Raw genomic sequence first — 21,481 nt, 5'->3', positions numbered from 1 at the left:
CGGGCGGACGGCTCGCGCCGCCGCCGTCCGCGCCGCCGGGGGAAGGTCACAGCGGTGGCAGGACGGGCGCGGTCTTCGCCGGGTTCTCCTCCAGGGCGGCCAGCGCGATCCTGACCGCCTCGTCGAGCTGGGTGTCACGGCCGGCCGCGTGGTCCTGCGGCGTCTGGACGACCTCGACGTCGGGATCGACGCCGTGGTTCTCGACGTTCCACGCGTAACCCTCCATCCAGAAGGCGTACTTGGGCTGGGTGACGAGGGTGCCGTCGACGAGGTGGTAGCGGCTGTCGATGCCGATGACGCCGCCCCAGGTGCGGGTGCCGACCACGGGTCCGATGCCGAGCGCCTTGATCGCCGCGTTGACGATGTCGCCGTCGGAGCCGGAGAACTCGTTGGCGACGGCGACGACGGGGCCGCGCGGCGCGTCCTCCGGGTAGCTGTAGGGGCGCAGACCGCGGGGCAGGTCCCAGCCGACGATCCGCCGGGCGAGCTTCTCCACGACGAGCTGGGAGGTGTGGCCGCCGCGGTTCTCGCGGACGTCCACGACAAGGCCCTCACGGGCCACCTCGACCCGCAGGTCGCGGTGGAGCTGCGCCCACCCGGCGCCGACCATGTCCGGCACGTGCAGATACCCGAGGCGCCCGCCGGACCGCTCGTGGACGTAGGCGCGCCGGTCGGCCACCCACGCGTGGTAGCGCAGCGGCTCCTCGTCGGCGAGCGGTACGACGACCGCGTGGCGCGGATCGCCGCCGCCCGAGGGCGAGACGGTCAGCTCGACGGGCTTGCCCGCGGTGCCGACGAGCAGGGGCGCGGGCCCGGCCACCGGGTCCACCGGCCGGCCGCCGACCGCGACGATCGCGTCCCCGGCGCGCACCGCGACGCCGGGCGCGGCGAGCGGGGCCCGCGCGTCCGGGTCGGAGGTCTCCGAGGGAAGGATCCGGTCGATGCGCCAACTGCCGTCCTCGTGAAGGGAGATGTCCGCGCCGAGGAGTCCCTGGGCCCGGTCGCCGCCGCCCCAGCCGCCGCGCGGCATGACGTAGGCGTGCGAGGTGCCGAGTTCGCCCTGCACCTCCCACAGCAGGTCGACGAGGTCGTCGTGGGTGGCGACGCGCTCCAGGACCGGCCGGTACCGGTCGAGGACGGCGTCCCAGTCGACACCGCCCAGGTCCGGTCGCCAGAAGTTGTCCCGCATGAGACGGCCCGTCTCGTCGTACATCTGGCGCCACTCGGCGGCCGGGTCGACGTTCTGGCGCACCCGCGACAGGTCGACGGTGATGTTCGTGTCGCTCTCGTCGTCGTTCGAGGCCCGCCGGTCGCTGGGGACGAGCTTGAGCTTTCCGTCGGTCCACAGCAGGACCCGCTTGCCGTCGCCGGTGACGGTGAAGTGGTCGGCGTCGGCGGCGAGATGCTCGATGCGCTGCTGGGCGAGGTCGTACCGCTCCAGTTCGGTCTTCGGGTCCGGGTCGTCCGGGGTGGCACGGGAGGAGCCGAGCACGCCCCGCACCGGGTGGCGCAGCCACAGCAGTCCGTCCTTGGCGGCGCGCAGCGTCGAGTAGCGGGCGGCCTCGACGGGGAACGGCACGATCCGGTCGGCGAGTCCGTCGAGGTCGATGCGGGTGCTGGGGGCGCCCTCGCTGTCGGGCGTCTCGTCCTTGTCGGGCGCCTCGAAGGGCCTGCCGTGGCGCTGCGGTCCGAAGGGGGACGGGGTCGTCGCGGCCAGGGTGATCAGATACGGCCGGGAGCCGCCGACGAAGGCCAGGTCGAAGACGTGCTCGTCGTAGACGGGGTCGAAGGCGCGGGCCGACAGGAAGGCGAGGTGCTTGCCGTCGAGGGTGAACGCCGGTGCGTAGTCACGGAAGCGCAGCGGGGTCGCCTCGGTCACCGACAGGTCGGTGGTGTTGGCGAGCTTGAGCTGGCGCAGTGGGCGCGGCCCGGGGTGCGACCAGGCGAGCCACGCGGAGTCGGGCGAGAAGACGAGGCCGGTGACATCGCCGTCCTCGCTGCGGTCGACCTCGCGGACCTCTCCGCTCTCGCGCTCGACGAGGAGCACGCGCCCGTCGTGCGAGGCGACGGCGGCGCGGCTTCCGTCGGGGGCCATGGCGAGGCCGAGGACCCGGCCGAGCGCGCCGGCGGCGAGCCGTCGCGGGGTGGCTCCCGGGGCGACGCCGGTGGCGGGGGCGAATTCGAGGGCGTCGTCGCCCTCCGCGTCGGTCACCCACACCACGTGTTCCTCGCCCTCGGCGCGGAAGGTGCGGGGCAGCCGGGCACGGACACCCTGCTCGGCGGCGAGCGCGCGGGCCGGGCCGGAGCGGTGGGTGACCCAGTGGACGGCACCGCGCACGGAGACCGCGCTGCCGCGTCCGGTGTGGTCGGGCGAGGCGGCGGAGAACCAGCGCGAAGCGCTGACGGGGTGCGGCTGCTGGTCGACGCGCTGGCCGCCGAGGCGGACGTCGAGGCGGCGCGGCTCGGCGCCGTCGAGGCCGTCGAGGAGCCACAGTTCACCGGCGGACGCGTAGACCACGCGGGTGCCGTCGGTGGCCGCGTGACGGGCGTAGAAGGCGTCCAGCGGCGTGTGGCGGCGCAGGTCGGAGCCGTCGGCGAGGGAGGAGTAGAGGGCCCCGACGCCCTCGTGGTCCGACAGGAAGGCGATCCGTTCGCCCACCCAGAGGGGGTGTTCGAGGTTCCCGTCGATGTCCTCGTGCAGCCGGACGAACGCGCCGTCGCCGTCCCGGTCGATCCACAGCTTGCCGGCCGTGCCGCCCCGGTAGCGCTTCCACCAGGCGGCCTCGCGTCCCATCGGGGCGGACAGCAGGACGACACCGCCTTCGCCGTGGGCGACATCCCCGACGGGCCCGTACGGCAGGGTCGTCGCGGGGCCCCCGTCGAGCGGGACGGAGCGGGCCCAGGTGCGGCGCAGGCTGGCCTGTCCCTGGCTGCTGAGGGCGAGCACCTGTCCGTCGGGGGTCCAGCCGCGCACCTGGGTCTTCGCGCTGCCCCAGTACGTCAGCCGTTTCGCGGGACCGCCGTCCAGGGAGGCCGCGTGGACCTCGGGGGCTCCGTCCCGCGTCGACGTCCAGGCGACCGTCGTGCCGTCCGGGGAGATGCGCGGATGGCTGACCGGGACGTTGTCGGCGCTGACCCGCCAGGCGCGGCCCCCGCCGTCGACCGGGGCGGCCCAGATGTCGTCCTCGGCCGTGAAGACGACCAACTCGCCGTGCAGATGCGGAAACCGGATGTACGCGGAGGCTGCGGACTCAGTCACCCGGTCACCCTACGCAGCGCGCCCGTGGCCCGACAGGGGTTTGGATCACTTGATCCCCGTACGGTCCGGCAGGTCACTTGCCCTGTGAGGGCCAGCAGGTGGGGTCGCCCTTGCACCACATCGTCCGGGTCACGGTGACGGTGACGGTGGGATCGGGCTGTCCGTTCGTGGGGTGGTAGGTGACCGGCGGGGTGGGTCCCGCGTCGCAGTCGCCCAGGCCGTTGACGCGGAAGACCTGCCTGCCGCCGACGGTGGCGCGCAGATCGCCGCGTACGCAGGCGCCGTTGACGGCGCGGGTGACCTTGCCCTTGACGGTGATGTCCCGGCCGTCGCCGGTCTGGCCCTGGCAGTCGACGGTGGCCACGGTGTTCTCGCTCGGCGAGGGCGACCTCCCCGGCGTGTAGGCCTTGCCCGCGTTGCCCAGGCGGGCGGTGCAGGTGAGCCAACTCACGTCCACCTGCCGCCGTTTCAGTTCTCTGGTCGCCGTCTGGTCGGTCGTGTAGGCGACGGTCGCGGTGCTGAGTCCGTCCACGGGCTGGCACCCGGTCACCGCGAACACTCCGGCCGCGCCCAGCCCGACGGTCACCAGGATCCGCCCGTGCCTCGTGCGGCCTCTGAAATACCTCGAAGCCCCCATGGACGGCAGCGTGCCACCGCACGGCGACGTGCGGTAGACCGCATGCGGCCATCGGGGGCACAACCACCCGAAGGAGTTGCCCGGCGGGCCGGGGAGGTCGTAAGGTTCCCGTTTCCCCGGCCCCGGACGGGCTTCCGGCGGCCCGTCAGCCGAGCAGCAGCAGCCACTCCTGGAGTTCCACCAGGTTGCCCTCGGGGTCCTTGAGATGGGCGACGCGCATGCGTTCCGTCATGGGCGCCGGGCCGTGCAGGAGGGTCGCGCCGCGCGAGACGACCTGTTCGCAGTAGGTGTCGAGGTCGTCCACCCGCAGCACCACCAGGGAGCGGTGTCCGGTCACGGCGTCGCCGATCTCTCCCAGTATTTCCGTCATCATGGCCCGGTCCTGGAGGGCGATGCCCGCCGATCCGGTGACCGGACTGAACTTCTCGTACGGTCCCTCGGCCGCGCCCGACTGGGGCTTGAGGCCGAGGACTTCGGAGTAGAAGCGGTAACAGGTGGCGAAGTCGGAGACGAGCAGTCGTACCTGAGCGAGTTCCATGAGCTCCCCGGTGAGGTGCGGACGGTGAGGTCGTGCCGTGGGCGGTGGGTCAGGACCAGCGGCCGGTGCGGGCCAGCAGCAGTGCCGTGGCCACGGTCCCGGCCGTCGAGGTGCGCAGTACCGTGCGCCCCAGGTGGAAGGTCTTCGCGCCGGCCTCGGTGAACAGCGCGACCTCTTCGGCGGAGATCCCGCCCTCGGGGCCGACCACCAGGACGATGTCCCCGGAGCCGGGCAGCGCGGCGGTCGCGAAGGGCTCGGTGCCCAGGGCGGTGTCCTCGTGGAGCACGGCGGCGAGATCGGCTTTGGCGAGAAGCGCGGCAACCTGCCTGGTCGTCATCGCGTCCGCGACCTCCGGGAAGCGCGCCCGGCGGGACTGCTTGCCCGCCTCCCGGGCGGTGGCCCGCCACTTGGAGAGCGCCTTCAGGCCCCGCTCGCCCTTCCACTGCGTGATGCAGCGGGAGGCGGCCCAGGGGACGATCGCGTCGACGCCGGTCTCGGTCATGGTCTCGACGGCCAGCTCGCCCCGGTCCCCCTTGGGCAGGGCCTGGACGACCGTGATGCGCGGCTCCTCGGGGGCTTCCTCGGTGACCGTGCCCATCCGTACGATCAGCCGGTCCTTGCCCTCGGTGCCGAGGACCACGCAGTCCGCCCGGCGCCCGGCCCCGTCGGTGAGCACGACGTCCTCGCCGCTGTGCAGCCGTTTCACGGAGACGGCGTGCCGTCCCTCGGGTCCGTCGAGGACATGGCGTCCCTCGCCGTCCGTGTCGAAGTGCTCGACCAGGAACACCGGTGCCGTCATCGGGCCGCACCCTCTTCCGGGATCTCGGCGGCGGCCGACAACGCTGTCTCGGCGGCCGCGATCTCTGCGTTCAGTACCTCCACGAGCTGCCCGGCGGGCAGGTCGCGGGCCATGCGGTGACCCTGTCCCGCCCACAGTGCCATGCCCTGCGCGTCGCCCGCCCTGGCGGCCGCCTTGCGCAGCGGCAGGGTGAGGTGGTGGACCTCGGGGTAGGCGGCGGGCGCGTACGGGCCGTGCTCGCGCATGAAGCGGTTGGCCAGCGCGCGCGCCGGACGTCCGGAGAAGGCGCGGGTGAGCTCCGTGCGGACGTACAGGGGGTCGGTCAGCGCCTGCTTGTGCACGGCGCTCGCGCCGGACTCGGGGGTCGCGAGGAAGGCGGTGCCGAGCTGGGCCGCGTTCGCGCCCGCGGCGAGGACGGCGGCGATCTGGCTGCCGCGCATGATGCCGCCGGCCGCGACGACCGGGATCCCCACGGTCTCGCGTACCCGCGCGACCAGCGTGAGCAGGCCGACGCCGGTGCCATCCGTCTCCGGGTTGTCCCGGTGGGTGCCCTGGTGTCCGCCGGCCTCGATGCCCTGCACGACGACCGCGTCGGCGCCGGCCCGCTGCGCGCTGAGGGCCTCCTCGGCCGTGGTGGCGGTCACCAGGGTGAGGGTCCCGGCGCGCCGCAGCGACTCCAGCACCTCCTGCTTCGGGACGCCGAAGTGGAAGGAGACCGCCGCCACCGGGTTGTCGAGGAGGACGGCGAGTTTGGCGTCGTAGCCGTCGTCGCGTCCGCTGTCCGGATCGCCGAGCTCGGTCTCGTACCAGGCGGCCTCGCCGGCGAGCTGGTGGGCGTACACCTCGACCGAGGCGGCGTCCGCGTGCTCGGGCTGCGGGAGGAACAGGTTGACGCCGAAGGGACGGCCGGTCAGCCCGCGCAGCTGCTTGATCTCCTGGTACATGCCGTCGGCGGTCTTGTACCCCGCCGCGAGGAAGCCGAGCCCGCCGGCCTCGGACACGGCGGCCGCGAGCTGCGGGACGGAGACTCCGCCCGCCATGGGGGCCTGCACGATCGGGTGAGGGAAGAGATCGGTCAGCGCGGAGGACATGACGGCATGTTGTCACGTCCCCGGGACAAGTCAGAAACCGGTCACCCGTCCGGATAGGGCCTCCGACGTGGAAGGCACGGGGCGTGTCCCGCCCCGTGCCCCACATGGATCAGCGGCCGTTGAAGGCGTCCTTCAGCCGGGAGAAGAGACCCTGCTGGCCGGGCTGGAACTGACCCGTGGGCCGCTCCTCGCCACGCAGCTTGGCGAGCTCGCGCAGCACCCGCTCCATCTCCGGGTCGAGCTTGGTCGGCGTGGTGACCTCGACGTGCACGATGAGGTCGCCGCGGCCGCCGCCGCGCAGGTGGGTGACACCCCGGCCGTGCAGCGGGATCGACTGGCCGGACTGCGTGCCCGGACGGATGTCGACCTCCTCCATGCCGTCGAGGGTCTCCAGCGGCACCTTCGTGCCGAGGGCCGCCGCCGTCATCGGGAGGGTGACCGTGCAGTGCAGGTCGTCCCCGCGCCGCTGGAAGGTCGAGTGCGGCAGCTCGTGGATCTCGACGTACAGGTCGCCGGCGGGGCCGCCGCCGGGGCCGACCTCGCCCTCGCCCGCGAGCTGGATCCGGGTGCCGTTGTCGACACCGGCCGGGATCTTGACCGTCAGGGTGCGACGGGAGCGCACCCGGCCGTCACCCGCGCACTCGTGGCACGGGGTCGGGACGACGGTGCCGAAGCCCTGGCACTGCGGACACGGCCGTGAGGTCATGACCTGGCCGAGGAAGGACCGCGTCACCTGGGACACCTCGCCGCGACCGCGGCACATGTCACAGGTCTGCGCGGAGGTGCCGGGTGCGGCGCCCTCGCCGTTGCAGGTGCCGCAGACGACGGCCGTGTCGACCTGGATGTCCTTCGTGGTGCCGAAGGCCGCCTCGTCGAGCTCGATCTCCAGCCGGATCATGGCGTCCTGACCCCGGCGGGTGCGCGAGCGCGGTCCGCGCTGCGACGCCGTGCCGAAGAACGCGTCCATGATGTCCGAGAAGTTCCCGAAGCCGCCCGCGCCGAAGCCTCCGGCGCCCGCGCCGCCCTGCTGGGACAGCGGGTCACCGCCGAGGTCGTAGACCTGCTTCTTCTGCGGGTCCGACAACACCTCGTACGCGGCGTTGATCTCTTTGAACCGCTCCTGCGTCTTCGGATCGGGATTGACGTCCGGATGCAGCTCGCGAGCGAGCCTCCGGAACGCCTTCTTGATCTCGTCCTGGGACGCGTCGCGGCGCACGCCGAGTACGGCGTAGTAGTCCGTGGCCACTTACGACTCCGCCAGGATCTGTCCGACGTACCGTGCCACCGCTCGTACCGCTCCCATCGTTCCCGGGTAATCCATGCGGGTCGGGCCGACCACGCCGAGTTTGGCTACTGCCTCAACGCCCGAACCGTAGCCGACGGAGACCACGGACGTGGAGTTGAGTCCCTCGTACGCGTTCTCGTGCCCGATTCGCACGGTCATGCTCGAATCTCCGGCCTCTCCAAGCAACTTGAGGAGCACGACCTGCTCCTCCAGCGCTTCGAGCACCGGCCGGATGGTGAGAGGGAAGTCATGTCCGAATCGCGTCAGATTGGCGGTACCGCCGATCATCAGCCGCTCCTCGGTCTCCTCGACGAGTGTCTCCAGCAGTGTGGAGAGCACCGTCGAGACCGTACCCCGGTCTTCCGCCTCGAAGGCGTCCGGGAGGTCCTGGACGAGCTGCGGGACGTCCGCGAAGGGGCGTCCCGCGACCCGGCTGTTGAGCCGGGCGCGCAGGTCCGCCAGCGACGTCTCACCGAACGGCGCCGGACAGTTGATCATGCGCTGTTCGACCCGGCCGGTGTCCGTGATCAGCACGAGCATCACCCGCGCGGGAGCCATGGACAGCAGCTCCACATGGCGCACGGTCGAGCGGGTCAGCGAGGGGTACTGCACGACGGCGACCTGCCGGGTGAGCTGCGCGAGCAGCCGCACGGTCCGGCCGACGACGTCGTCCAGGTCGACGGCACCGTCCAGGAAGTTCTGGATGGCGCGGCGCTCGGGCGCGGTCATCGGCTTGACGCCGGCGAGCTTGTCGACGAAGAGGCGGTACCCCTTGTCCGTGGGGATGCGCCCGGCACTGGTGTGCGGCTGGGCGATGTACCCCTCGTCCTCCAGGACCGCCATGTCGTTGCGGACCGTCGCGGGCGAGACGCCCAGCCGGTGCCGCTCGGTGAGCGCCTTGGAGCCGACCGGCTCCTCGGTGCCCACGTAGTCCTGGACGATGGCGCGCAGCACCTCGAGCCTGCGTTCGCTGAGCATCGCGCACACCTCCAGGAGTCGACTCGGTGGTCTTGTGGCCTTCGTGGCTTTCGTCTGGCACTCAGCGCACGCGAGTGCCAACGTTCCCCAGCTCAGTGTACGGCGGTGAGGCACGCCCCGGGCAAGGGCGGGCCTGCGAGGTCGTGCACGGCACCCGGTCACCGTTAGCGTCGCCGCATGAGGCTGACTTGGGAAGAGCTCGGGTGGGAAAGGGTGACGTCCCGGGTGGGGCGACGGCGGCTTCCGGACTGGGACTGCACGGCCGGGCTCGTCGTCGGCGAGGGGGCGGCGCTGATGATCGACGCCGGGTCGAGCCTCGCGGAGGGCGCCGCGCTGCGCGCCGACGCGCGGGCCCTCACCGGCGGGCGTGTGACTCATATCGCGCTCACCCACCCACATTTCGACCACGTGTTCGGCGCCGCGGCGTTCGCGGGCGCTCGGATCCTCGTCGCGGACGGTTCGTCCGGGGTCTACGAGAACGGCCGCGACGCGCTGTGCGCGGACGCGGTGCGCAACGGTCTCGACCCGGGGGCGGCGGAGGAGGCCGCCGACACGCTCGTACGTCCCCGCGGCTTCGTCCGGAGCACCTGGGACCTGGATCTCGGCGGCGGCGTCGAGGTCCGGCTGGTGCGGACGGGCGAGGGCCACACCGCCCACGACCTCGTGGCCGTCGTGTCCGGCGACCCGGCCGTGGTGTTCTGCGGCGACCTGGTCGAGGAGTCGGGCGAGCCGCAGGCGGGCCCCGACGCCGTACCGTCGCGCTGGCCCGCGGCGCTGGACCGGCTGCTCGGACTGGGCGGCGAGGACGCGCTGTACGTCCCCGGGCACGGGGCGATCGTGGACGCCGCGTTCGTCCGCACCCAGCGGGACACCCTGACGGCACGCTTCGGCACGACGGGTTCCGGCGTGTCGCGGTGAGCGCCGCCGGACTTCTCCTATCGTCATCCGAATGCGCTCGTACTCTCCGGACCTGACCCCGCCGTGGAAGAAGCCCCGGTCCGTGCCCGAGGTCCCGGCGGACCCGGGTCTGGTCGTCGAGGAGGCCGGCACCGGCTTCTGCGGCGCGGTGATCCGCTGCGAGGCGGGCACGGTGACCCTGGAGGACCGCTTCGGCAAGCACCGGGTGTTCCCGCTGGAGCCGCGCGGCTTCCTCCTGGAGGGCAAGGTGGTGACCCTGGTCCGCCCGGCGGCCACGGCTCCCGTACGCCCCAGCCGTACCGCCTCCGGCTCGGTGGCGGTACCCGGCGCCCGCGCCCGGGTCGCGCGCGCCGGGCGCATCTACGTCGAGGGCCGCCACGACGCCGAACTGGTGGAACGGGTCTGGGGCGACGATCTGCGCATCGAGGGCGTCGTCGTGGAGTACCTGGAGGGCGTCGACGACCTCCCGGCGGTCGTCGACGCGTTCGCCCCGGGCCCGGACGCCCGGCTCGGCGTCCTCGTGGACCACCTGGTCCCGGGGTCGAAGGAGTCCCGGATCGCCGAGGCGGTCACCAGCGAGCACGCCCTGGTGCTCGGCCACCCGTACATCGACGTCTGGGAGGCCGTGAAGCCGTCCTCCGTCGGCATCGCGGCCTGGCCGACCGTCCCGCGCGGCCAGGACTGGAAGACGGGCGTGTGCCGGGCCCTGGGCTGGCCGGAGAACACCGGCGCGGCCTGGCAGCACATCCTGTCCCGGGTCCACTCCTACAGGGACCTGGAACCGGCACTCCTGGGCCGCGTGGAGGAACTGATCGACTTCGTCACGGCGCCGGAGTGACCGGACGGCGGCCGGTTCCCCGGGAACGGTCGCGTCCCCGGCCGGCCGTCCCGGTCCCGCGTGAAACTTGGCCGGGAACCGCGCGGGAACAGGTGTTCAGTCCACCAGATCCCGGACGACGGCGTCCGCGAGGAGGCGGCCGCGCAGGGTGAGAACGGCGCGGCCGGCGTCGTACGGACCGGCTTCGAGGAGTCCGTCGGACAGAGCGCGGCGGGAGGCCGCGAGGCCGTCGGGGCGGAGCAGGGAGAGCGGGCAGCCCTCGCGCAACCGCAGTTCCAGGAGGATCCGCTCGACCCGGCGGTCCTCGTCGGACAGGAGTTCACGGCCTGCCCCCGGGGAGCGGCCCTCGGCCAGCGCCGCCGCGTAGGCCCCCGGATGTTTCACGTTCCACCAGCGAACGCCGCCGACGTGGCTGTGCGCGCCGGGGCCCGCTCCCCACCAGTCGGCGCCGCGCCAGTACAGCTCGTTGTGCAGACAGCGGCCGGCCTCGGAGGTGGCCCAGTTCGACACCTCGTACCAGTCGAAGCCCGCCGCCGACATCACCTCGTCCGCGATGAGATACCGGTCCGCGTGCACGTCGTCGTCCGTCATCGGGACCTCGCCGCGGCGGATCCGGCGCGCGAGCTGGGTGCCCTCCTCGACGATGAGCGCGTACGCGGAGATGTGGTCGGGACCGGCGCCGAGGGCGGCTTCGAGCGACGCCCGCCAGTCGTCGTCCGACTCCCCCGGCGTGCCGTAGATCAGATCAAGGTTCACATGCGCGAATCCGGCCGCGCGGGCCTCGGCGACACAGGCCTCGGGGCGGCCCGGGGTGTGCGTGCGGTCGAGCACCTTCAGGACGTGCTGCCGGGCGCTCTGCATGCCGAAGGAGATCCGGTTGAAGCCGCCGGCGCGCAGGGTCGCGAGGTACTCCGGGTCCACGGACTCGGGGTTCGCCTCCGTCGTGATCTCGGCGTCGTCCGCGAGCCCGAACTCGTCCCGGATCGCGCCCAGCATCCGTACGAGATCGTCGGCGGCCAGCAGCGTGGGCGTACCGCCTCCGACGAAGACCGTGCGGACCGGGCGGGGGTCGTCGCCGAGGACCTTGCGGGCGAGCCGGATCTCGTCGGTCAGGGTGTCCGCGTAGTTGTCGCGGGAGGCGAGCACGCCCCCGCTGCCCCGCAGCTCGGTCGCCGTGTAGGTGTTGAAGTCGCAGTAACCGCAGCGGGTCGCGCAGTACGGCACGTGGAGGTAGAACCCGAGAGGCCGGTCGGCCGCCCCGGCCAGGGCGTGCGCGGGCAGCGCCCCGTCGTCGGGGACGGGCTCACCGTCGGGAAGTGCGGAAGGCATGCGTTCCATTGTCCAGCACAGCCGGGGTGGACATGCCCGGCACGGTCCGGGGGGCGCACCGGGGGCGGGGACGGGGCATGTCCACGGGGAGGGGCGACGTGCCGGGCCCAGAGTCCCCGGTCCTCGGAGGGGCCCGCTACTCGGCCTGCAACACCAGCAGGGCCATGTCGTCCTCCGGCGGGCGGGTGCCGAACGCGTGCACCAGCCCGCGGATCCGTTCCGCGATCATCTCGGCGTTCAGGCCGGTACAGCCCGCGAGGGCGTGCGCGAGACCGTCGTCGTCGTCGAACTGACGGGACCCGTCGCGCCGCTCCGTCACGCCGTCGGTGACGCACAGGAGGCTGTCCCCGGGGTACAGCTCGAAGGACTCGGAGGTGTATCCCGGGTCCTCGAAGACGCCGAGCAGGGTCTGCGGCCGGGCCATCTCCCGTACGCCCCCGTCGGGGCCCAGCAGCAGCGGCAGCGGATGCCCCGCCGAGGCGAGGGTGCAGCGCACTCCGCCCTCGAAGGGGACCAGCTCGCCGTAGAGCATGGACAGGAAGCGCGTCTGCGGGCCGGGGTCGGTGCCGAGCCCGGGCCCGCCCGCGGCCACGAGAGCGCGGGCCGCCGCGTCCGCGGCCTCCGTCGCGTCGTCGAGGAGCAGCTCGTTGAGACGGTCGAGGACGTCCGCGACGTCGTAGCCCTCACGCGCCAGCAGGCGCAGCCAGGGCCGCGCCAGGCCGATCACGACGGCGGCCTCGGGCCCCTTGCCCTGGACGTCGCCGACCGCGAAGCACCAGCGCCCGTCGCCCGCCGGGAACACGTCGTAGAAGTCACCGCTCGGGCCGCCCTTGTCGAGCGGTTCGTAGACGAGGGCGCTGCGCACCCCGGGGATCTCGGCGACCGCGCCCGGCAGCAGCCCGCGCTGCAGGACCCGGCTGATGGTCGCCTGGCGCGCGTACTGGCGTGCCGCTCCGATGGCCAGGGCGATACGGCGGCTGAGGTCCTCGACGAGTCCGGTGACCTCGTCGGGGAAGTCGGGCGGTCCGGCCCGGCCGATGACGAGCGTGCCCAGCGGCCGGCCGCCCGCGATCAGCCGGTACGCCAGCGCCGCCCCGCTCGCCCCGCGGGCACCCAGCGCCTCGCCGGGCCAGGGCACCGGGACGGCGCGGGAGCGCACCGCGTCGGGCAGCCGCGGCGGGTCCTTCTCCAGGGCCTGGCGCAGCCCCTCGATGAGGTTCTCGCTGCCGTGCCAGACGCGGGCGAGGCGGGGGCCGAGGGCCAGACCGAGTCCGCCGGCCCGGTCGGTGGCTTCGTCCTCCAGCCATACGGCGCACCAGTCGGCGAGACGCGGCACGAGGAGCTGACCGGCCAGCGCGGCGACCAGGTCCTCGTCGAGCTGACCGGCGAGCAGGTCGGAGGCCTCGGCGAGAAAGGAGAGGGCTCCCCGGTCGAGCCAGTCGTGGCCCCGCCCGGTGCTCCGGCCGGCCCCCGAGGCGGGCAGGGCGCGGTACGGCTCGGCGCCGGCCCCCGGCCGGTACCCGGGGAGCGGCCCCTCGGCGTACGCGATGGCCCCGACGGACTCCGTGTCCTCCGCCGCCCCGGCGAACCCGCCCGTTCCCGCGAGCCCGTCGGCGGGCCCGAATCCCCCCGGGCCGGCCGGACCGCCCGCGGCCCCGAATCCCCCGGGCCCGGGAAAACCGTCGTCGTCCGCGAACCCTCCCGACACGGAGAGATCGCCCGCACCCGCGAAGACGCCCGGTCCGGCGAGTCCGCTCACGTCGTCGAAGCGGCCCGGCCGGCGCGGGTCGTCGGCCTCCGCGAAGACGCCCGCGGCCTGCGGAGCACCGGCGGTCCCGTCGACCAGCAGCCTCGACCACACCGTCTTGACGCCCGGACGATAGGTGATGCCCCAGGCCTCGGAGAGCGCGGAGACCAGCCGCAGGCCCCGCCCGTACTCCGGTGTCCCGTAGGCCGGTTCGGCGCCGTCCTCCCGTATGGCACGCGAGGGATGCTGGTCGGAGACCTCGACGACCAGCGGGCCGGGCGGGCCGTCGGCCGGGCACTCCAGGCGGCACAGCAGCTCGACGTCGGTGCCCGCGTGCACGACGGCGTTGGTGACGAGCTCGCTGACCACCACGGCCGCGTCGCCGGTGAGCCGGTCGTCGATGATCTCGGAGCCGGGCAGGGCCGGTTCGGTCCAGCTCAGGAGGGTGTCGCGGAGGAATCGGCGCGCGGCCGCGGGGGCGAGCGGAGTGCCGGGCAGCGATGTACGTGACACGAGGTCCCGGCCGGCGGGGTGGTGCGCGAGCGCGTCCGGTGCGCATGGCGTGGACTCCCGTTGCGTCGGAATGGCCCCCACTGTGCGGCTCCCTGGGCAGTTCGGACGAAGACACCTCGAATGCGGCCAGGGTGACAGACCGGCGGCGCCCATAAGCGCCGAGTCACCGAACTGGGCCGTCATGAGTGAGAACAGTGGTATGGATGTGCTCGAAGACGGACAGAATCGAGCATCCGATCCACGTCCGACGCCCCGCCGCGACGACGGCGACGCGGGACGGAGACTTCGGCGCGGCGCCCGGAGCGGTCATGGACCGGTCGCCGGACCGCGCGGCACCGAGAACCCACGGACCGAGTGAGGCACCGTCATCATGAGCGCCGAGACGACGACCTACGAGGGAGCGAGCATCCTCCTGGTCGACGACATGGAGGACAACCTGGTCGCGCTGGAGGCCGTCCTGCGCTCCCTCAACGAGCCGCTGGTGCGCGCGCGTTCGGGCGAGGAGGCGATGAGGGCGCTGCTGCGGCAGCGGTTCGCGGTCGTCCTGCTCGACATCCGGATGCCGGGCATGGACGGATTCGAGACGGCCGCGAACATCAAGCGGCTCGACCGGACCAAGGACGTGCCCATCATCTTCCTGACGGGCACGGACGCCGACGCGGGCTACGCCTTCCGCGGGTACGCGACCGGTGCCGCCGACTATCTGGCGAAGCCGTTCGACCCGTGGGTCCTGCGCGCCAAGGTCAGTGTCTTTCTCGACCTGCACCGCAAGAACCGTCAGCTGGAGTGCCTGCTCGCCCGTGAGCAGGACCAGTTCGACGAACTCGCCGCCCGCCTCAGGAGGATGGACACGCACCTGTCGGCCGGCGCCGTCCCGGACGTGCCCGAACTCCGCGACCAGCTAAGACGGATGGACGAACTGCTGAGCAGGATGCGGCACAGGCGCGACGGATAGGCGAGATCGCGCGGGGTGCTCCGAGGCGAGCGGGAACGCGGGAGTGCTCCGACGGGAGCGGGGGCGCGCGGACTCCGCCGCTCGGTCGCGGAGAGGTCCTGCGCGCCCCCGCTCCCGTACGGGCGAGGGCCTATGGCCGGGGGGCTACGCCTCGCGGGAGCCCGCGTACATCTCGTCGATCAGGTGCTTGTACGCCTTCTCGACGACCGGCCGCTTCAGCTTGAGGCTCGGAGTGATCTCGCCGTGCTCGATGTCCAGGTCGCGGGGCAGCAGACGGAACTTCTTGATGGTCTGCCAGCGCTGCAGGCCCGCGTTGAGCTCCTTCACGTAACCCTCGACGAGGGCGACCGTGGCGGGCGCCGCGACGACCTCCGCGTACGACTTGCCCGCCAGGCCGTTGTCCTTGGCCCAGTCGAGGATGGACGGCTCGTCGAGGGCGATGAGCGCGGTGCAGAAGTTCCGGTCGGCGCCGTGCACGAGGATGTTGGAGACGTACGGGCAGACCGCCTTGAACTGGCCCTCGGCCTCGGCGGGCGAGATGTACTTGCCGCCCGAGGTCTTGATGAGGTCCTTCTTGCGGTCGGTGATCCGCAGGTAGCCGTCCGCGGACAGCTCGCCGATGTCCCCGGTGTGGAACCAGCCGTCCGCCTCCAGGACCTCGGCGGTCTTCTCGGGCAGCCCGTGGTAGCCCTCCATGATGCCGGGGCCGCGCAGCAGGATCTCGCCGTCGTCGGCGATGCGCACCTCGGTGCCGGGCAGCGGCTTGCCGACCGTGCCGGTGCGGTAGGCCTCGCCCGGGTTCACGAAGGAGGCGGCGGAGGACTCGGTGAGTCCGTAGCCCTCCAGGATGTGGATGCCGGCACCGGCGAAGAAGTAGCCGATCTCCGGCGCGAGCGCGGCGGAGCCGGAGATGCAGGCACGCAGGTTGCCGCCGAAGGCCTCGCGGATCTTGGCGTAGACGAGCGCGTCGGCGACCTTGTGCTTGGCGCCGAGCGCGAACGGCACCGAGGCCGAACCCGTGCGGCGGAAGTTGTCCTGGCTCGCCTTCGCGTACTCCCGGGAGACCTCGGCGGCCCACTGGAAGATCTTGTACTTGGCGCCGCCGCCGGCCCGCGCCTTGGCGGCGACCCCGTTGTAGACCTTCTCGAAGATGCGCGGCACGGCCGCCATGTACGTCGGCCGCACCACCGGAAGGTTCTCGATGATCTTGTCCACGCGGCCGTCGACGGCGGTGACGTGCCCGACCTCGATCTGGCCGGAGGTCAGGACCTTGCCGAAGACGTGCGCGAGCGGCAGCCACAGGTACTGGACGTCCGCCTGGCTGACCAGGCCGGTCGCGGCGATCGCCTTGGCCATGTACGACCAGTTGTCCTGCGGCAGCCGGACGCCCTTGGGGCGGCCCGTGGTGCCGGAGGTGTAGATGAGGGTCGCGAGCTGGTCGGCGGTGATCGCGCCGACGCGCTCCTTGATCAGCTCGGGGTGCTTCTCCAGGTACGCGGAGCCGCGCGCCTCCAGGTCGGCGAGCGTCAGGACCCAGTCCTCGGTCTCCACGCCCTCCGCGTCGATGACCACGACGTGCGTGAGCTCGGGGAGCTCGGCGCGCTTCTCCCGGGCCTTGGCGAGCTGGGCCGCGTCCTCCGCGATGAGGACCCTGCTCCCGGAGTCGGACAGGATGAACGCCGACTCCTCGGCGTTGGTCTGCGGATAGACGGTCGTGGTGGCCGCCCCCGCGCAGAGGATGCCGAGGTCGGCCAGGATCCACTCGACCCGGGTCGAGGAGGCGAGCGCGACGCGCTGCTCCGGCTGGACGCCGAGCTCGATCAGCCCGGCGGCGACGGCGTAGACCCGCTCGGCGGCCTGCGCCCAGGTCAGCGACTTCCAGGTGTCCGGTCCGTCACCCGGGGCCGGTACCGGGTAGCGGTATGCCTCGGCGTCGGGTGTGGCCGCCACGCGCTCCAGGAAGAGGGCCGCGACGGACGGCGGACGGTTCTCGATCAGGGTCTGTGTGTCGCTCACGACATCCTCCGGGGCCCGCGGCAGTGCGGCTGGCTCAATTGCGGCTGTTGTTTAACTCGCGAGTAACTACCGAGCAGAGATCAGACTAGAGCGCGTCCGGCCGGCGCGTAAGAGGCGGCGGCCGGTCACTTCCCGGACACTTCTCGCAGGACACACCCCTGAGACAAGCACAGGGCCCGCCGCGCCGAAGCGCGACGGGCCCTGAAAAAACCGGGATTCGGCGTGACTACTTCTTGCCCTTGGCCGCGGGGCCGCTGTCGTCACTGGACAGCACGGCGATGAAGGCCTCTTGCGGAACCTCCACAGAGCCCACCATCTTCATCCGCTTCTTGCCTTCCTTCTGCTTCTCCAGCAGCTTCCGCTTCCGGGAGATGTCACCGCCGTAGCACTTGGCGAGGACGTCCTTGCGGATGGCGCGGATGGTCTCGCGGGCGATGACCCGGGAGCCGATGGCCGCCTGGATGGGCACCTCGAAGGCCTGCCGCGGGATCAGCTCGCGCAGCTTGGCGACCAGCCGGACCCCGTACGCGTACGCCTGGTCCTTGTGCGTGACCGCCGAGAAGGCGTCGACCTTGTCGCCGTGCAGCAGGATGTCGACCTTGACCAGGCTGGAGGTCTGCTCGCCGGTGGGCTCGTAGTCCAGCGAGGCGTAGCCGCGGGTCTTGGACTTGAGCTGGTCGAAGAAGTCGAAGACGATCTCCGCGAGCGGCAGCGTGTAGCGGATCTCGACCCGGTCCTCGGAGAGGTAGTCCATGCCGAGCAGGGTGCCGCGCCGGGTCTGGCACAGCTCCATGATCGAGCCGATGAACTCGGAGGGCGCGAGGATGGTCGCCCGCACGACAGGCTCGTACACCTTGTCGATCTTGCCCTCGGGGAACTCGCTCGGGTTGGTGACGATGTGCTCGCTGCGGTCCTCCATCTCGACGCGGTAGACCACGTTCGGGGCGGTCGCGATCAGGTCGAGCCCGAACTCGCGCTCCAGCCGCTCACGGATCACGTCGAGGTGCAGCAGCCCGAGGAAGCCGACACGGAAGCCGAAGCCCAGCGCCGCCGAGGTCTCCGGCTCGTACACCAGCGCGGCGTCGTTGAGCTGGAGCTTGTCCAGGGCGTCGCGCAGCTCGGGGTAGTCGGACCCGTCCAGCGGATACAGGCCCGAGAAGACCATGGGCTTGGGGTCCTTGTACCCGCCGAGCGCCTCGGTGGCGCCCTTGTGCAGGGTGGTGATCGTGTCACCGACCTTGGACTGGCGGACGTCCTTCACACCGGTGATGAGGTAACCCACCTCACCGACACCGAGCCCGTCGGCCGCCTTCATCTCCGGGGCCGAGACACCGATCTCCAGCAGCTCGTGGGTCGCGCCGGTGGACATCATCCGGATGCGCTCACGCTTGTTGAGCTGGCCGTCGATGACACGTACGTACGTCACGACACCGCGGTACGAGTCGTAGACCGAGTCGAAGATCATCGCGCGGGCGGGGGCGTCCTGGACGCCGACCGGGGCGGGGATCTCGGCGACGACCTTGTCGAGCAGCGCCTCGACGCCCAGACCCGTCTTGGCGGAGACCTTGAGAACGTCCTCGGGGTCGCAGCCGATGAGGTTGGCGAGCTCCTCGGAGAACTTCTCCGGCTGGGCGGCCGGCAGGTCGATCTTGTTCAGTACGGGGATGATCTTGAGGTCGTTCTCCATCGCCAGGTAGAGGTTGGCGAGAGTCTGCGCCTCGATGCCCTGCGCCGCGTCGACGAGCAGGACCGTGCCCTCACAGGCCGCGAGGGACCGGGACACCTCATACGTGAAGTCGACGTGCCCGGGGGTGTCGATCATGTTGAGGATGTGGGTCTTGCCCGGATCCTCGGACGGGGCCCAGGGCAGCCGGACCGCCTGGGACTTGATCGTGATCCCACGCTCGCGCTCGATGTCCATACGGTCGAGGTACTGAGCGCGCATCTGCCGCTGATCAACCACCCCGGTCAGCTGGAGCATGCGGTCGGCGAGAGTGGACTTGCCGTGGTCGATGTGCGCGATGATGCAGAAATTGCGGATCAGAGCCGGGTCGGTACGGCTCGGCTCGGGCACATTGTTAGGGGTCGCGGGCACGCAGGGTCCTGTCTCTTGAGGCGCCTGTCGCCTCGGGTCGGATCGATACGTAGGTTCCATGGTCCCACGCGCGGCGGGCTGCGACCGGTTCGGGCCGCGCGAGGGGGACGGCGGCGGCCGGTCCGAAGGCGCCGACCAGGGCATCGGCGAGCGGTCCCCGTACCGGGGTGTACGGCCGGTTTGGGCCGGTCGCGCGGGGACTGGTAGCCTGGGTGGCTGTGTCTCGTGCCCTCTCAGCAGGAGACGCACCCAAGAAAATCAAACGGCGAGCGAGACGTGCTGTCTCGCGCGCCTGAACCTGTAAAGGCTCATTCGTGGCGAACATCAAGTCCCAGATCAAGCGGATCAAGACCAACGAGAAGGCCCGGCTGCGCAACAAGGCCGTCAAGTCCTCTCTGAAGACCGCGATCCGTAAGGCCCGCGAGGCGTCTGCCGCGGGTGACGTCGAGAAGGCCACCGAGTACACGCGCGCCGCGTCGCGCGCTCTCGACAAGGCCGTCTCGAAGGGCGTCATCCACAAGAACCAGGCCGCCAACAAGAAGTCGGCGCTTGCTTCGAAGGTCGCCGCGCTCAAGGGCTGAGTCGGCTGAGCCCTCCAGGGCTCAACCCCTGACTTGACCGTCGGCCGGACCCGAGCAGGCCCTCTCTCCCGCTCCCGACCGACACCCCGGATTCACGCACGATCTGCGTTCGCCACGCGGGCGTGAATCCACCGGCTTGAACCGAAGGCCCCGCTCCTCCCTTCCCCGGGAGACCGAGCGGGGCCTTCGGTGTGTGTACAGCCAGATTTCCCTGCGGCACTTCGGCTGCCGGCGCCGCCGCCCGCCACGAGTCGAGTTCCGGCGCCGGTGCCTGTCGCGGGGCTTGAGGCTTGGGGCTTGGGGCTTGGGGCTTGGGGCTTGGGGCTTGGGGCTTGGGGCTAGCGTCGGCCGGAGCGGGCGGCGCGGGCGACGGCCACTACCGCCTTCTCCAGGGCGTACTCGGGATCGTCCCCTCCGCCCTTGACCCCGGCGTCCGCCGCCGCGACGGCCGTGAGCGCCATGGCGACCCCGTCCGGCGTCCAGCCGCGCATCTGCTGGCGCACGCGATCGATCTTCCACGGCGGCATGCCGAGCTCACGGGCCAGGTCGGCGGGCCTGCCGCCCCGCGCGGAGGACAGCTTTCCGATCGCCCGCACCCCTTGCGCGAGCGCGCTGGTGATCAGGACGGGGGCCACGCCGGTGGACAGCGACCAGCGCAGCGCCTCCAGCGCCTCCGCGGCCCGCCCCTCCACGGCCCGGTCGGCCACGGTGAAGCTGGACGCCTCGGCCCGCCCCGTGTAGTACCGCCCGACGACGACCTCGTCGATCGTGCCCTCGACGTCCGCGGTCAGCTGCGAGACGGCGGACGCCAGCTCCCGCAGATCGCTCCCGATGGAGTCCACCAGCGCCTGGCAGGCCTCCGGAGTCGCCGCCCGGCCCAGCGCCCGGAACTCGCTCCGCACGAACGCCAGCCGGTCCGCCGGCTTGGTCATCTTGGGGCAGGCCACCTCCCGGGCGCCCGTCTTGCGCGCGGCGTCGAGCAGCCCCTTGCCCTTGGCCCCGCCCGCGTGCAGGAGCACCAGGGTGATCTCCTCCGCGGGAGCCCCCAGATACGCCTTGACGTCCTTGATCGTGTCGGCCGACAGGTCCTGGGCGTTGCGGACGACCACGACCTTGCGCTCGGCGAAGAGCGAGGGACTCGTCAGCTCGGCGAGCGTGCCCGGTTGAAGCTGGTCCGGGGTGAGGTCCCGGACGTCCGTGTCGGCGTCGGCGGCCCTGGCGGCGGCCACCACCTCCTGCACGGCACGGTCGAGCAGGAGATCCTCCTGGCCCACTGCCAGCGTGACAGGGGCGAGAGGGTCGTCTTGTGCGGTCTTCTTGGCCATCACCGAAAGCATCCCACGCGCCACTGACACCAAGCGCCGCGAGCCACGCCCCGACACCGACCGCGCCGCGCACGGCCCGGCCGACCTGACCGATGTAGGCGACGCGGCCGACCTGACCGGTCCGGGTGGCGCGGCCGACCCGACCGTGTGGGCGACGCGGCCGACCTGACCGATGCGGGCGGCGCGGCCGACCTGACCGGTCGCGGGTGGCGCGACCTGACCGTGTGGGCGGCGCGGCATGGCGTGGCCCGGCCGGGCTACGGCTCCTCGTGCCAGCCGTCCCACTCGGCCGCGAACTCGTCCAGGTCCTTCGGGTCCAGCCGTGCCTCGGGGTCGGCCAGCACCACCAGCCACTGCGCGTCCTCGGCATCGTCCTCGCCCGCGAGTGCGTCCCGGACGAGCTGCGGCTCCTCCAGCAGCCCGAACCGGTCACCGACGGCCTCCGCCGCCTCCTCCGCGGCGTCACGGTCGGGCAGCACCAGTACATGTCTCACATCGCTCACCCGAACATTTTCCGGTACGCCGGGCACGGTCGACGCCGGGATCCGGGTCCGACGCGTGTGATCTTCACGGCTTG

18 protein-coding genes are annotated in these 21,481 nt (G+C 72.1%); 5 read left to right on the top strand and 13 right to left on the bottom strand.

What is annotated here, in order from left to right; all coding sequences use genetic code 11:
* Window positions 1-46: 46 nt before the first annotated feature.
* From ACF07B_RS02370 to hrcA, 7 genes are all read right to left on the bottom strand, one after another.
* Window positions 47-3,259: a S41 family peptidase gene (locus ACF07B_RS02370; protein WP_392177463.1), complete on the bottom strand. Its 3,213-nt coding sequence runs from the start codon at window positions 3,257-3,259 to the stop codon at window positions 47-49.
* A 73-nt stretch (window positions 3,260-3,332) separates the two neighbouring features.
* The gene (locus ACF07B_RS02365) at window positions 3,333-3,896 is read right to left on the bottom strand and encodes a hypothetical protein (protein WP_392177462.1); all 564 of its coding nucleotides are present in this window, start codon (window positions 3,894-3,896) and stop codon (window positions 3,333-3,335) included.
* A gap of 145 nt (window positions 3,897-4,041) precedes the next feature.
* Window positions 4,042-4,434 carry a VOC family protein gene (locus tag ACF07B_RS02360; protein WP_362390449.1) on the bottom strand — a complete coding sequence of 131 codons (393 nt, stop codon included), beginning with the start codon at window positions 4,432-4,434 and terminating at the stop codon, window positions 4,042-4,044.
* Between the two features lie 49 nt (window positions 4,435-4,483).
* Complete coding sequence (locus tag ACF07B_RS02355; protein WP_392177461.1) at window positions 4,484-5,233, bottom strand: 16S rRNA (uracil(1498)-N(3))-methyltransferase; 750 nt, start codon at window positions 5,231-5,233, stop codon at window positions 4,484-4,486.
* Window positions 5,230-6,324, bottom strand: a complete 1,095-nt coding sequence (locus tag ACF07B_RS02350) for a nitronate monooxygenase (protein WP_392177460.1) — start codon at window positions 6,322-6,324, stop codon at window positions 5,230-5,232. The genes ACF07B_RS02355 and ACF07B_RS02350 overlap by 4 nt, the downstream gene beginning before the upstream one ends.
* A 109-nt stretch (window positions 6,325-6,433) precedes the next feature.
* Complete coding sequence (dnaJ, locus tag ACF07B_RS02345; protein WP_326787892.1) at window positions 6,434-7,570, bottom strand: molecular chaperone DnaJ; 1,137 nt, start codon at window positions 7,568-7,570, stop codon at window positions 6,434-6,436.
* On the bottom strand, window positions 7,571-8,587 hold the full coding sequence (gene hrcA / locus ACF07B_RS02340; RefSeq protein ID WP_326787891.1) for a heat-inducible transcriptional repressor HrcA: 1,017 nt from the start codon (window positions 8,585-8,587) through the stop codon (window positions 7,571-7,573). It abuts the gene before it with no gap.
* A gap of 177 nt (window positions 8,588-8,764) precedes the next feature.
* On the opposite strand from hrcA, the gene ACF07B_RS02335 reads away from it, so the two are divergent.
* Together ACF07B_RS02335 and ACF07B_RS02330 are read left to right on the top strand one after the other, a co-directional pair.
* On the top strand, window positions 8,765-9,505 hold the full coding sequence (locus ACF07B_RS02335; protein WP_392177459.1) for an MBL fold metallo-hydrolase: 741 nt from the start codon (window positions 8,765-8,767) through the stop codon (window positions 9,503-9,505).
* Window positions 9,506-9,536: 31 nt separating this feature from the next.
* On the top strand, window positions 9,537-10,343 hold the full coding sequence (locus ACF07B_RS02330; protein WP_369484729.1) for a DUF3097 domain-containing protein: 807 nt from the start codon (window positions 9,537-9,539) through the stop codon (window positions 10,341-10,343).
* Window positions 10,344-10,439: 96 nt separating this feature from the next.
* Here the strand turns inward: ACF07B_RS02330 and hemW are convergent, their stop codons facing one another.
* On the bottom strand, window positions 10,440-11,672 hold the full coding sequence (gene hemW / locus ACF07B_RS02325) for a radical SAM family heme chaperone HemW (protein WP_369484728.1): 1,233 nt from the start codon (window positions 11,670-11,672) through the stop codon (window positions 10,440-10,442).
* 136 nt (window positions 11,673-11,808) lie between these two features.
* The gene (locus ACF07B_RS02320; RefSeq protein ID WP_392177458.1) at window positions 11,809-13,932 is read right to left on the bottom strand and encodes a SpoIIE family protein phosphatase; all 2,124 of its coding nucleotides are present in this window, start codon (window positions 13,930-13,932) and stop codon (window positions 11,809-11,811) included.
* Window positions 13,933-14,302: 370 nt separating this feature from the next.
* On the opposite strand from ACF07B_RS02320, the gene ACF07B_RS02315 reads away from it, so the two are divergent.
* Window positions 14,303-14,887 (top strand): two-component system response regulator, encoded by a 585-nt coding sequence (locus tag ACF07B_RS02315; protein WP_369484726.1) that lies wholly within the window; start codon window positions 14,303-14,305, stop codon window positions 14,885-14,887.
* 144 nt (window positions 14,888-15,031) lie between these two features.
* Here ACF07B_RS02315 and ACF07B_RS02310 read toward each other — a convergent pair whose 3' ends face one another.
* Both ACF07B_RS02310 and lepA read right to left on the bottom strand, forming a co-directional pair.
* Window positions 15,032-16,903 (bottom strand): long-chain fatty acid--CoA ligase, encoded by a 1,872-nt coding sequence (locus ACF07B_RS02310; RefSeq protein ID WP_369484725.1) that lies wholly within the window; start codon window positions 16,901-16,903, stop codon window positions 15,032-15,034.
* Window positions 16,904-17,129: 226 nt separating this feature from the next.
* Window positions 17,130-18,998: a translation elongation factor 4 gene (lepA, locus tag ACF07B_RS02305; protein ID WP_351866950.1), complete on the bottom strand. Its 1,869-nt coding sequence runs from the start codon at window positions 18,996-18,998 to the stop codon at window positions 17,130-17,132.
* 314 nt (window positions 18,999-19,312) lie between these two features.
* Here lepA and rpsT point away from each other — a divergent pair, with 314 nt between their 5' ends.
* Window positions 19,313-19,579 carry a 30S ribosomal protein S20 gene (gene rpsT / locus ACF07B_RS02300; protein ID WP_261702665.1) on the top strand — a complete coding sequence of 89 codons (267 nt, stop codon included), beginning with the start codon at window positions 19,313-19,315 and terminating at the stop codon, window positions 19,577-19,579.
* A gap of 338 nt (window positions 19,580-19,917) precedes the next feature.
* Here the strand turns inward: rpsT and holA are convergent, their stop codons facing one another.
* The gene (gene holA / locus ACF07B_RS02295; RefSeq protein ID WP_384232818.1) at window positions 19,918-20,904 is read right to left on the bottom strand and encodes a DNA polymerase III subunit delta; all 987 of its coding nucleotides are present in this window, start codon (window positions 20,902-20,904) and stop codon (window positions 19,918-19,920) included.
* On the opposite strand from holA, the gene ACF07B_RS02290 reads away from it, so the two are divergent.
* A complete protein-coding gene (locus ACF07B_RS02290; RefSeq protein ID WP_392177457.1) occupies window positions 20,897-21,073 on the top strand; it encodes a hypothetical protein in 177 nt (58 codons plus the stop codon). The genes holA and ACF07B_RS02290 overlap by 8 nt on opposite strands.
* 88 nt (window positions 21,074-21,161) lie before the next feature.
* Here the strand turns inward: ACF07B_RS02290 and ACF07B_RS02285 are convergent, their stop codons facing one another.
* The gene (locus ACF07B_RS02285; protein ID WP_369484723.1) at window positions 21,162-21,407 is read right to left on the bottom strand and encodes a hypothetical protein; all 246 of its coding nucleotides are present in this window, start codon (window positions 21,405-21,407) and stop codon (window positions 21,162-21,164) included.
* Window positions 21,408-21,481: the final 74 nt, after the last annotated feature.

Source organism: Streptomyces sp. NPDC015532 (genome assembly GCF_043078065.1).
In the GTDB taxonomy this organism is placed as follows: domain Bacteria; phylum Actinomycetota; class Actinomycetes; order Streptomycetales; family Streptomycetaceae; genus Streptomyces.
This window is presented reverse-complemented; position numbering and strand designations above follow the sequence as displayed.

Excerpts from the sequence above, each read along its gene's own strand:
- ACF07B_RS02365 (WP_392177462.1), bottom strand. The coding sequence starts at position 3,896 with ATGGGGGCTTCGAGGTATTTCAGAGGCCGCACGAGGCACGGGCGGATC.
- ACF07B_RS02360 (WP_362390449.1), bottom strand. The coding sequence starts at position 4,434 with ATGGAACTCGCTCAGGTACGACTGCTCGTCTCCGACTTCGCCACCTGT.
- ACF07B_RS02355 (WP_392177461.1), bottom strand. The coding sequence starts at position 5,233 with ATGACGGCACCGGTGTTCCTGGTCGAGCACTTCGACACGGACGGCGAG.
- ACF07B_RS02350 (WP_392177460.1), bottom strand. The coding sequence starts at position 6,324 with ATGTCCTCCGCGCTGACCGATCTCTTCCCTCACCCGATCGTGCAGGCC.
- hrcA (WP_326787891.1), bottom strand. The coding sequence starts at position 8,587 with ATGCTCAGCGAACGCAGGCTCGAGGTGCTGCGCGCCATCGTCCAGGAC.
- ACF07B_RS02335 (WP_392177459.1), top strand. The coding sequence starts at position 8,765 with ATGAGGCTGACTTGGGAAGAGCTCGGGTGGGAAAGGGTGACGTCCCGG.
- ACF07B_RS02330 (WP_369484729.1), top strand. The coding sequence starts at position 9,537 with ATGCGCTCGTACTCTCCGGACCTGACCCCGCCGTGGAAGAAGCCCCGG.
- hemW (WP_369484728.1), bottom strand. The coding sequence starts at position 11,672 with ATGCCTTCCGCACTTCCCGACGGTGAGCCCGTCCCCGACGACGGGGCG.
- ACF07B_RS02315 (WP_369484726.1), top strand. The coding sequence starts at position 14,303 with ATGAGCGCCGAGACGACGACCTACGAGGGAGCGAGCATCCTCCTGGTC.
- holA (WP_384232818.1), bottom strand. The coding sequence starts at position 20,904 with ATGGCCAAGAAGACCGCACAAGACGACCCTCTCGCCCCTGTCACGCTG.